Raw genomic sequence first — 11,518 nt, forward strand, 5'->3', positions numbered from 1 at the left:
TTTTTTCGCTGTTTAGATCGTGGCCCGCATTTGATAAGGCGCTTCATAATCGTTGTGATACAGAAACTGGAGCCCGGCATCTACGCTCCGGTCGATGAAGCCGCTGCTGATATCCCACAGCACGGTCACTTGCGTGCACTTTTGCGGATGCACACGAACCTGCAAATAATCGGACAGCCGCCAGATCATGTACAAACCGACGCCGCTTTCCCTGACTTCAATACCGCCTTCCATCGCCTGCGCCAGGCTCTTGAAAAAAATGCCGGGGGTCAAGGTTCCCCAGTAATCGGTAATCATCAGCCCCAAAATATCGCCGCCCCGCGCGACATCGACGCCGATTTCCTCATAAGACGCCAGTTCCCTCGCCTCGCCTTTCCCATAATAAGGCATGCCGCTGCTGTCGCGCGGCGCGGAATACAAGCTGTTTTCGATCATTTCGTCCAGCACGGTCAATACGGCGTCCAGCAGATCGTTCGGCAGGTTATGATGATCCCCTAGCCAGGCAGAGACCGACTCGGTAATGGCCGCCTCGTCATCGGTATGCTTCAATTCGAAATGGCGGTATTCGGACTTGCCGGGCATCAGCGCATACAAATCGTCATCGAGCGACTCGTTATGCTGGTTCAAAAGCCGGTTCCAGCCCAGCTTATTACAAAAATCGTTATGCCGGGGCAGGATTCGGCAAATACGGTCCTGATCGAAATGCCTCGAAAATCCGGAATAACCGTCTTCGGTAAAAAAGGCAATGCTGTCCTTCGCCACCTGGGTGATAGGACGCCCCTTGCGGCGGTACAGGGATTCCGGAATGCGGATAATGTTGTCGGCTTCGCTGTTTGCGATGCCCAGGCTCAAGGCATCGTGACCGGATAAGAGAACCTCCTCCGGCTGCCGGGCATTGAATTGCAGCAAGTTGGCATCGATCGCTTCTCCCTTGATCAACGACACCTCGGCCCCGGCGATTAAAAACATGCCCGGTTTGCCGGAGGCGGGTTCTTCGATCACCGTCATATTCCAGGCCATAGGCGTTTTTTTACCCAAAGCATTCAACATCGGCGCCTCGATCCGAGCGGACGCCGCATTCGCGCCGGACATCATGCCGTTAAACAGAGCCTGCAATTCATGCCGCCGATCGTCCGGGATCAGACGTTCAAAAAAACCGCCGCCCTTGATTTCGTCTGCGTTCCAGCCGCAATGCTGTTCGGCATGGCGATTCATCAGCACCACGTTGCCGCCGGTATCCAGACCGAAAATAGAGGCCGGCACCGTCGCGATCACCTTGTCCGCCAGGAGCTTTTCCTGACGCGCCCGCAATGCGCTGTCCCGCAACTGCTTCAATAACGGCTGCAACAACAGGGCACCTATTATCACCAGGGAGCCGAGCGAAACCGCAAACATCCAGAGCTGCTTGTTCGCCGCGTTGCCGAGCATCGCTTCGCTGTGCTGTTGATAGCCAGCACTGACTCGGCGCATTTCCTGCAATAAGCGCGGCGACAACGAATCCAGCAGCCTGCGCAATTCGGGATCGTTACTATTCAGCGTGTGCGTCGGCATCTTCAGCAGTTTGCTAACGGACGCCGTGTACTCCTGCAACAACGTATCCAGAGGCTTATCCTGACCCGCGAGCAATGCGCCATGAACCCGCTCCAGTTGGTTGATGCCGACGAGAATCTTTTCGTCACGGCCAAAATCGCCCGCGATGCTTTTCCGGATCAAGCCGAGGTTGATCGTCTGCACAACTTCCGCCTGCTCGGCGCTCATTTTGAGCCGCTCCGGATTGTTATGCTGATCGCGAATCCCGGCGGCCATCAAGAAATAAGCCAGGGTCACCGCTCCACCCAACACGCCCAGCACCCTCATCGGCTGTTCCGGCAGCCGTCCGGCAATACGGCGAAAAATGTCTTGCATCGGGTTTTCTCCTGTCATTTGATGACTTAAAGATAATGCAAAATAGCTTTTTTACTTGAGCTGGACACAGATCGGCGAAATCGGCATCAGGATTGACGCATACGCGCAGGGCCGCTTTATCGATACAATGCCGCCTTGAGAGAAGGATGAAAGCCTATGTTTTCAATGTATTACTGAAAACATCAGGGCCCGGCCGGCACGCCGGCACAGGCCTTGCCTACTGCAAATATTGTGCTGATAGTGTGAAGCGATTCACAAAATTGAAGACGAAAATCCTGCGCGCCCTGGAGCGACTGGAGAGAGGCAAGCGCCGGCAATTTCTCTGGGCGCTTGCTTTATTCGTTAAATGCGAATTCTGAAGGCTACCGAGCCGTCATTGCCCCGACTCGGTCACGATCACATCGATACCGTTCTGCCGCAAACGGGAGCGGATCACGCTGACGCTGGCCATGCGCGTATAAGGCCCCAGCGTCACGCGGTGCCAGACCACGCTGCCCACCTTGGTTCTTTCGATGCGCGACTCGATCCCCATCATGGCCAGTTTGGCGCGCAGACTATCGGCTTCCTCGCCATCCTGGTAGGAACCCGCCTGCAGAATATAGTGGCTTGCCTTGGCCTTACCGACCCTTTCCTCGCGCGTGCGCGTGTTGATCTCATGATCGGGCACGACGATTTCTTTTTTCGGCAAATACTGATAAAAATCAAATTGCGGGCCTTGCGGCTTGGGCACCGCCTCGATTTTTTGCTCAGTTTTATCCCCCGGCTTTGCCGCCGAACCATCCGCCGGTTTTTCCGCAACCGGCGGATTGCCGGCCGGCTGGGGGCCGGTTTGTTGCACGCCCTTGCTGCTAAGATAGAACAGAAAGACTACAAAGCCGATGATCAATGCGGTAATCAGCATCCACCGCCACATCGACATGCCTTCTTTCTGCTTCGGCCGGCGGCCGCCGCGCGGGTCCTGGGCTCTGTATTTGTAATCTCTGGCCATGTTACATTGTTTCAGGCGTAGTGATATTCAGCAATCCCAAGCCGTTGGCCAACACCTGCCTGACCGCGGCGATCAGATTCAAGCGGGCATTACGCAACGGCGCGTCCTCGACCAGTACCTTATGCGCGTTATAGTAGGCATGGAAGTCGTTCGCCAATTCGCGCAGATACAGGATCAACTGATGCGGCTCGTGTTGCAGCGCGGCGCGTTCTAGCGTCTCGGGATAGCGCGCCAGCTTGGCCACCAAAGCCATCTCGTGCTCCTCGTTCAGCAAGCCCAGGTTTTCCATGCCGAGCGGGAGGTTTCTGTCCAGCCCTTTCTCGTCGAGCTGGCGGAACACGCTGCACACCCGCGCATGCGCATATTGCACATAAAACACCGGGTTTTCATTGGTTCTGGAGGTCGCCAGCTTCAAATCGAAATCCATGTGCTGCTCGGAACGGCGCAGCACGTAGAAGAAGCGCGCCGCATCCTTGCCGACTTCGTTGCGCAGCTGTCTCAAAGTGACGAATTCGCCCGAACGGGTCGACATCTGCACCTTTTCTTCGCCGCGGTACAGTGTCGCAAACTGCACCAACAGCACCTTCAATTTGGAGGCGTCGGCGCCGAGCGCGGTCATCGCGGCCTTCACCCGCGGAATATAACCGTGATGATCGGCGCCCCAGATATTGATGATCTCTTCGAACCCCCGGTCCAACTTGTTCATGTGATAGGCGATATCGGACGCGAAATAGGTGTACTGGCCGTTTTCGCGCTGCACCACGCGGTCCTTTTCATCGCCGAGTTGGCTCGAGGCAAACCAGATCGCGCCGTCCTGTTCGTAAAGATGGCCGCCGGCGCGCAGCCGGTCGAGCGCTTTCGCGACCGAATCATCCGCCATCAGGCTGCGTTCGGAAAACCATTCCTGATAGTCGACGCCGAACTCCTGCAAGTCGGCCCGAATGTCGTCCAGGATGTTGTTCAGGCCGGCCTGGAAAAAATGTTCGTAATGCGCGCTGCCGAGCAAATCCTTGGCCCGCGCGATCAAGGCATCGATATGGATTTCCTTGTCGCCGCCCTGCGGTTCGTCGGGCGGAATGTTTTCGAACACCGCCTCGACCGAAAAACGGAAGTCTTCGCCCAAGTCCTTATGAATCGCCCAGGAGATGTCGCGCACATACTCGCCGCGGTAGCCGTTGCTCGGGAAATGCACGACTTCGCCGCAATCCTCGAGGTAGCGGAGCCAAATGCTGGTGGCCAGGATGTCCATCTGGCGGCCGGCATCGTTCACATAATACTCGCGGTGTACGTCGAAACCGACCGCCGCGAGCAGATCGGCGACGACCGAACCGTAGGCCGCGCCGCGTCCATGACCGACATGCAGGGGGCCGGTCGGGTTCGCCGAGACGAATTCGACCTGCACCCGTTTGCCGGCGCCCGCCTTGCTGGTACCGAATTCGACGCCCTGATCATGGATCGCGCGGATGATGTCGTACTGACCGACGGGATCGATGAAGAAATTGATGAAACCCGGCCCTGCGATTTCGACTTTGGTGACCGCATCGTCCTGCGGCAGCGCCGCGACAATTTTATCGGCCAGTTGCCGTGGATTCGATTTGGCCGGCTTCGCCAGCATCAAGGCCAGATTCGATGCAAAATCGCCATGCAGGGGATCCTTGCTGTGCTCGATGTTGATGGACGGTTCTACGTCCTGGGGCAATGCGCCATCGCTTTTGAGTGTTTCAACGGCCAGACGCAGCAGTACCTCTAGTTTTTTTTTCATTACGGGTAAACAGATGAAAGAATCGGAAAAAATATGCGTGCATTATCCATTAAAATCACCGGATTATCCATCCGACCGGCAGCTGGCATTGAGAAAAGTCAATATATGGAACGCTAGCAAAACCCATTCCAGATAGGAAATGCAACGCTTTGCCATGGGATTTAGCCTCGAATTCCAGCGCCCTACACAAAATTTCGCTGTCTTCACATCGCTGCAGGAGTAATCCATGTCCAAAAACAGTGCAATATCACGTGGAATCTCACCAACTCGGTGCAAAACGCCCAAGAGGATCCCTGCCTGCTTCTTGTCATATCCCGCAATGGCTTCGCTTTTTGCTTAAAAACGCTCTCTGGCATGGAATATGCTGAATGATTAATGCAATACCCGTAGTGACTCCAGCCTTCTCGGCTCCGCTCTTTGTCAACTTGTTCCGCTTCATGTCGGTGAAAACCGCCGCGCTGCCGTCGTAGCAATCAACGATGCCGTTCTCCGCCTCGACCGCTACGACTCTGCGCCGCATCGACGTGTTTCCCCATCCGGAAAAACACTCTCCCAGCGTGGTTTTCCGGCGCGTGCCAAGTCTTCAGCCGCCCTGCATTTTGGGCGGCCGGCTCCAGCTCAACGCTATGCTCGACGGCGACCCGCGCCGAATGAAGGCAACATGCTTACCCGCAACAACCAGGCCAACTTTGCCTGACCCGCGGCGACTCGACTGTCGCCAAGGCAGGCAAAGCCACCGCGCCCTGGCGGCGGGTCAAACCGCGCAATGCGGTGCCAAGAACGCTGCACGGCCCACCGCTCCTCGCGGCTCCCGCCGGAGAGGGTGGGCAGGGCGGCGGAGTTTGTGCGGAATCGAAAATTCCCTCAATACAGATCCACCGGGTCGACATCGAGCGACCAGCGCAGATGCTTTTCCTTTTTGATTTTATCGATTGCCGGCGTCAGGCTATCCAACAATTGCTGCAGCGTCTGCCGGTTCGCATCCTGTAACAATAGCTGATAACGGTAGAGACCTGCGCGTTTCGCCATCGGCGCGGCAACCGGGCCCAAGATCAGCGTCTCTCCGGCCTGCAGCATGACGGCCAGTTTTTTGACTTCCTCCAAAAACGCCTTAGGTCTGAAAGCATCGCTCGCCTGAACCCTCAGCAAGGCCTGATAACTGAACGGCGGCAGCTCTGCCGCCTTGCGCTCGTCCAGCGCCTGCCGGGCGAAACCGTTGTAGCCCTCACGGATCAAGGTCGTCAACAAGGGATGCTCGGGATGGCGGGTTTGCAGGATCACCGTGCCGAGCTTGTCCTCGCGTCCGGCACGCCCGATCACTTGCACGATCATCTGTGCGAGTTTTTCGGCGGCGTGAAAATCGATGCTGTACAAGCCGCTGTCGGTGTCGAGGATAGCGACCAGCGTCACATTCGGGAAATGATGGCCTTTCGCGAGCATCTGCGTGCCGAGGATGATGTCCGCCTGGCCTTCGTTGATCTGGCGCAGATAATTTTCGAGCGAACCTTTGCGCTGCGTGGTATCGCGGTCCAGGCGAACGACCGTTTTACCCGGAAACAGTTCGGGCAGGACTTGTTCGACACGCTCGGTGCCGAGGCCGAGCGGCCTCAAATTGCCGCCGGTGCAGGAAGGGCACGATTTCACGACCGGCTGTTCACCGGCGCAGTGATGGCAGCGCAGCTTTTGTTCACGAAAATGAATCACCAGGTTCGCATCGCAATGCACGCAGCGCGCGACCCAGCCGCAGTCGTGGCAGATCAGGGTCGGCGCGAAGCCGCGTCGGTTCAGGAACAGCAGCACCTGCTCGTTCTTGTCCAGGGTTTGGCGGATCTCCGCGAGCAAGGCGGCGGAGATGCCTTCATGCAGGGCCTTGTTGCGGATGTCGAGCAGGCGGACCCGAGGCGCCGAGGCGTTGCCGGCACGGTTCGGCAATTGCAGCCAGCGATAGCGTCCCGACTGCGCGTTATACAGGCTCTCCAGCGACGGCGTCGCGGAGCCGAGCACTACCGGAATGTTCAACAATTTTCCGCGCACGATAGCGACATCGCGCGCGGAAAAACGGAAGCCTTCCTGCTGTTTGAACGAGGTGTCGTGCTCCTCGTCCAGGATGATCAGCCCAGGCCTCGGCAGCGGCGTAAACAGCGCCGAACGGGTCCCGAGCAGAATCGAGCAGGCGCCCTGCTGCATCGACAGCCAGGCGGTCTGGCGCTGGGCATCGGTCAGTTTCGAATGCGACACCGCGATGTTCACCGCAAAACGCTGCCGAAAGCGGTTTTCGAGCTGCGGCGTCAGCGTGATTTCGGGCAGCAGCACCAGCACCTGCTGGCCGCGTTCCAGCACCTGCCGGATGATCTGCATGTACACTTCGGTCTTGCCGCTGCCGGTCACGCCTTCGAGCAGGAACACGCCGAAGCGGCCGAGTCCATCGCAGACTTCAGTAATCGCCACCGCCTGGTCGGGATTGCATTCGATCGGAGTTCCCTTGATCAGCGGCAGCGCGGCATCCGGCGGGATGATGCTGTCATCGATCTTGACTAAACCCTTCGCGGCCAATGGCTTCAACGCGGGCCGCCAATTTTCGACCGCCGCGGACAATTGTTCCGCGTTCACACCGTTCGGGCTGCTCTGCAACGTTTCCAGCAGTTGTTTTTGTTTCGGCGCTCTTTGCAGCCCCGCCGGATCGAACGCCCGGCCTGCGTCGGTCAGCGCATAGCGTATCGGAAGATCGAGCAGCGCGGCCTTGCCCTGCCGCAGCCCGACCGGAAAGGCCGCGGCGAACACCTCACCCAAGGGATGGTGATAGTAACGCGCCGCCCAATGCAGAAGGCGCAAATCGTCCGGCGCCAACAAGGGCTTGTGATCGAGAATCCGCGCCACAGGTTTTAATTGCTTCCGGCTCAATTCGCTGGCCTCTTCCACGCCGACCAGATACGCGGTCTTCTGCGTGCTGCCGAACGGCACCGCTAAGCGCAGGCCGGGTTTGAGCGAATCAGGATCGACCGCCTCCGGCGCTGCATAATCGAATAAACGATACAGTGGCACATCGATGGCCACCCGAAGAACGGGCGGATGGTCTTGCGGCAACTCTGGCATAGAAATTACAGTGGGGATTAAAAATGAGCGCTAAGTTGCTCTATCTCGGGGATTACTTCGAGTTACCCACAAAAGCTGTGGATAAGTCTGTGGACAAAGACTTTTTAACTGCGCTTAATTGCGGTTTTTATTACAGTTTTGTTAATTTGACCAAAAAATGACCTTGTCATTTTTTTAATTTATTTTCAATGACTTGAGTCAAAATAAAAAAGCTAAACGCCGATTTTTTGACTAATCCATCGATCAAACGCGCTACCGGAAGGCCCAATCCAATCGGTGCATAACTTGTCAAGACCGGGGACACAATAGGCCATGATGGAATCCTGTCCCCGCCCAAGAAGGCCGATCAATTTGGCTTAGCATTCCAAAATTGCAGCAGGCTCAACGCCGCCAGCAACAAAAATGCGACCAGGGTCCAGCCCGGCATGCTCAGACCCATAAAAGTCCAGTCGACTTTCGCGCAGTCGCCGGTGCCGCTCAGCATCAGTTTCAGCGTTTCGGTCAACGGAAAGTTGTTGAAGATATATTCGAGCCCGGGCCCGCATTCCGGCACTTCCTCGGGCGGCAGATGCTGCAGCCAGACATGACGCGTCGAAATCGCGCCGCCGCCCAAGGCGGTCAACGCGCCGAGTATCGCGTAGGCCTTGACGCCGGCGACGCCGGGATTATGCAGGCTCGCCAGCAAAAACACGATGCCGGTCAGCAAAATCGCGATGCGCTGGGAAATGCATAACGGACAGGGCTCCAGTCCGCCGACGAACTGAAAATAGGCGCCCATCGAGAGCAGAAATGCGCAGCCCAGAAAACCGAGCAAAAACCAGAGACGCGGGGTCAATCTGATCCGTTCGAGCCAATTTTTATTCATTCAATACCCGCCAGTTGCAATTCAAGTAATCCGTAAAAATCTTCAATAAAATAAACAGGTAGCCTCGATGCAGCGCAGCGGAATCGAGGGTTTGCAAAACCCGCAACCCTTGTTTCTTTCCGCAAAGCGCCATCAAGGCGGCGATGACTAAAGCCATAGCATCTTCACCGCCACGGCCAGCAGCAATAACGAGAAATAACGCTTCAGTTTTTGCGCCGGGATGATGCCGGCCAGCTTCGCACCGATCGGCGCGGTGATCACGCTGGTCAAGACGATGCCGATAAACGAAGGCAGATAAATATACCCCAAACTCCATTCCGGCAACAGCGGCGAGCGCCAGCCCAACAGGATATAACTGGCCGCTCCGGCCACCGCGATCGGCAGGCCGCAGGCGCTGGACGCCGCGACCGCATTGCGGATCGGTATCTGAAAATGCACCAGATAAGGCACGGTCAGCGTGCCGCCGCCAATGCCGATGATCGCGGACAGACTGCCGATCACCAGCCCGGCCAAATGATCCAGAAACCGCGATGAAGGCTTCCGGCCGGCATTCGGCTTCCTCTGCATGGCCAGTTGCAGCGCCGCGTACAACAGATAGGCGATAAAGAGATAACGCAAGGTCTCGCCGGAAATTTTATCCGCAATCACGGCGCCGAGCGCAGAGCCCGCCATGATGCCGGGCGCGAGGCGCAGGACCTTGCCCCATAATACCGCACCGAGCCGGTGATGCGCGAGCACCGACGCCACGGCGGTCAGCATGATCGTCGCCAGCGAGGTCGCGACCGCCATGATCATCACGGTCTCCGCGGCGAATCCCTGCCTAACGAACAGCATTGCCAACACCGGCACCATGATCAGGCCGCCGCCAATGCCGAACAGCCCCGCAAACAGGCCCGCGACCGCGCCCAGCACCATGCTGGCTGAAAATAAGATGACCACGTTTTCCCCTCAATCCTGTGGCGGCCAGATAATGCCGCCCTCTCTTGCCCGCTATGTTATGCTAAGACGCATCGTTAAATAAAGTGATGTGATATGGAAATTTATCTGGTCGGCGGCGCGGTGCGCGATGGTTTGCTGAAGCTTCCGGTGGAGGAGCGCGATTGGGTGGTGATCGGCGAGACGAACGAATCGATGCTGCGCCAGGGCTTCAGGCCGGTCGGCAAGGATTTTCCGGTGTTTCTGCACCCGGACAGCCATGAGGAATACGCGCTGGCCCGGACCGAACGCAAGACCGCACGCGGCTACAGGGGATTTGCGGTCGATGCGGCGCCGGACGTAACGCTGGAGCAGGATTTACTGCGCCGCGATCTGACGATCAATGCGATGGCGATGAGCGCCGAAGGCCGACTCGTCGATCCCTACGGCGGCAGGGCCGATCTCGAAAAACGCATCCTGCGCCATGTGTCGCCGGCTTTCGCGGAAGATCCGGTACGGATCCTGCGCATCGCCCGCTTCGCGGCCCGTTATCAGCGCCTCGGCTTCACGATCGCGCCGGAAACCCTCGCGCTGATGCGGCAGATGGTTGCGGCCGGCGAAGCCGATTTCCTGGTCCCGGAACGCGTCTGGGCCGAGTTGGTCAAGGCGCTGAAAGAACCTCGCCCCGCCGCGTTTTTCGAAACCCTCAGAGACTGCGACGCGCTCGCGGCGGTATTCCCGGAAATCGACCACCTGTTCGGCGTGCCGCAGCCCGAAAAACATCATCCCGAAATCGATACCGGTGTGCATACCCTGCTCTGCCTGAATCAGGCCGCGCACTTGTCGAATAATCCGATAGTCCGCTTCGCCGCGCTGACGCATGATCTCGGCAAAGGCGTCACCCCGAAAGAAAACTGGCCGCATCATTACGATCATGAGCACAAAGGCCTCGCCGTGCTCGAAACGCTGTGTGAGCGTCTACGCGTGCCGAATGCGTACAAAGCCCTGGCGATGCAGGTCGCGCGCTTCCATACCCACTGCCATAAAGTGTTCGACCTGCGCCCCGGCACCTTGACCGATACCTTGGCCGCGCTCGGCGCCTTCAAGCCGCGGCATTCCCTGCTCGAAGACTTCCTGTTGGCCTGCGAAGCGGACGCCAGGGGCCGCACCGGCTTCGAGGAGCGGCCTTACCCGCAGGCCGACTTCCTGCGCGGCGCCGCGCGGGCCGGCGCCGCGGCCGATACCGCGCCGATACTGAACGGCGGCTTGAAGGGCGCCGAAATCGGCGAAGCGATCCGCCGCCTGCGCATCGCGGCGATCAACGACTTCAGCAAGCAGCAACCGAAAGGATAAAGCCGCTTGGATTTTTGTGCCTCAGATGCGCGGCGGATTCCGGTTGAATCGAGAGGCAATCCTCGTTATAGTAAAAATTCCATTTTTAACAAACGATCACCTATCAATGCCCTCTTTTGACATCGTTTCCGAATTCGACAAACAGGAAGCCCGCAACGCGGTTGACCAGGCCAACAAGGAAGTCACCACCCGCTTCGACTTCAAAGGCTCGAATTCCAGCTACGAACTGAGCGACAATAAACTCTTGATGACATCCGGCTCGGAATTTCAACTGCAACAGATGCTCGACATCGTACAGTCCAAGCTGACCAAGCGCGGCGTCGATATCGCCTGCATGGACATCGCCGAACCGAAAGCCAGCGGCAAGATCGTGCGCCAGAAAATCACCCTCAAGCAAGGCATCGAAAGCCTGCTGGCCAAAAAAATCGTCAAGCTGGTCAAAGACAAAAAATTGAAGGTGCAGGCCGCGATCCAGGGCGATCAAGTGCGGATCACCGGCAAGCAGCGCGACGACCTACAGGAAGTGATTCAGATGTTGAAGCAGGAAAACCTGGAGATGCCGTTGCAGTATATCAATTTCCGGGATTGACCTCGGCCTGAATCGCGCCAGGCCAACCAAAGCCTCGATGATACGGCC

At 57.6% G+C, this 11,518-nt stretch carries 9 protein-coding genes; 2 read left to right on the plus strand and 7 right to left on the minus strand.

Features of this window, described 5'->3' with window-relative positions; all coding sequences use genetic code 11:
* Positions 1 to 12 precede the first annotated feature (12 nt).
* The 7 genes from METLA_RS0111445 to METLA_RS0111490 form a co-directional block, all read right to left on the minus strand.
* Positions 13 to 1,905: a PAS domain-containing protein gene (locus tag METLA_RS0111445; protein ID WP_024298686.1), complete on the minus strand. Its 1,893-nt coding sequence runs from the start codon at positions 1,903 to 1,905 to the stop codon at positions 13 to 15.
* Positions 1,906 to 2,278: 373 nt separating this feature from the next.
* Positions 2,279 to 2,893, minus strand: coding sequence for an SPOR domain-containing protein (locus METLA_RS0111455; protein ID WP_024298688.1), 615 nt, complete (start codon positions 2,891 to 2,893; stop codon positions 2,279 to 2,281).
* Position 2,894: 1 nt separating this feature from the next.
* Entirely contained in the window at positions 2,895 to 4,655 is a 1,761-nt protein-coding gene (gene argS / locus METLA_RS0111460) for an arginine--tRNA ligase (protein WP_024298689.1), read from the minus strand.
* 864 nt (positions 4,656 to 5,519) lie between these two features.
* On the minus strand, positions 5,520 to 7,748 hold the full coding sequence (locus METLA_RS0111470) for a primosomal protein N' (RefSeq protein ID WP_024298691.1): 2,229 nt from the start codon (positions 7,746 to 7,748) through the stop codon (positions 5,520 to 5,522).
* A gap of 346 nt (positions 7,749 to 8,094) precedes the next feature.
* Positions 8,095 to 8,613, minus strand: coding sequence for a disulfide bond formation protein B (locus METLA_RS0111480; protein ID WP_029646613.1), 519 nt, complete (start codon positions 8,611 to 8,613; stop codon positions 8,095 to 8,097).
* Complete coding sequence (locus METLA_RS22955) at positions 8,606 to 8,770, minus strand: hypothetical protein (protein WP_161635405.1); 165 nt, start codon at positions 8,768 to 8,770, stop codon at positions 8,606 to 8,608. Before METLA_RS22955 ends, METLA_RS0111480 begins: the two co-directional genes overlap by 8 nt.
* Complete coding sequence (locus tag METLA_RS0111490; protein ID WP_024298693.1) at positions 8,761 to 9,552, minus strand: sulfite exporter TauE/SafE family protein; 792 nt, start codon at positions 9,550 to 9,552, stop codon at positions 8,761 to 8,763. The genes METLA_RS22955 and METLA_RS0111490 overlap by 10 nt, the downstream gene beginning before the upstream one ends.
* 93 nt (positions 9,553 to 9,645) lie before the next feature.
* Between METLA_RS0111490 and METLA_RS0111495 the strand changes: the two genes are divergently transcribed.
* Together METLA_RS0111495 and METLA_RS0111500 are read left to right on the plus strand one after the other, a co-directional pair.
* Positions 9,646 to 10,881 carry a multifunctional CCA addition/repair protein gene (locus METLA_RS0111495; RefSeq protein ID WP_024298694.1) on the plus strand — a complete coding sequence of 412 codons (1,236 nt, stop codon included), beginning with the start codon at positions 9,646 to 9,648 and terminating at the stop codon, positions 10,879 to 10,881.
* Positions 10,882 to 10,987: 106 nt separating this feature from the next.
* Positions 10,988 to 11,470, plus strand: coding sequence for a YajQ family cyclic di-GMP-binding protein (locus METLA_RS0111500; RefSeq protein ID WP_024298695.1), 483 nt, complete (start codon positions 10,988 to 10,990; stop codon positions 11,468 to 11,470).
* Positions 11,471 to 11,518 lie beyond the last annotated feature (48 nt).

The sequence above is a fragment of the Methylomicrobium lacus LW14 genome (assembly GCF_000527095.1).
GTDB lineage: Bacteria > Pseudomonadota > Gammaproteobacteria > Methylococcales > Methylomonadaceae > Methylomicrobium > Methylomicrobium lacus.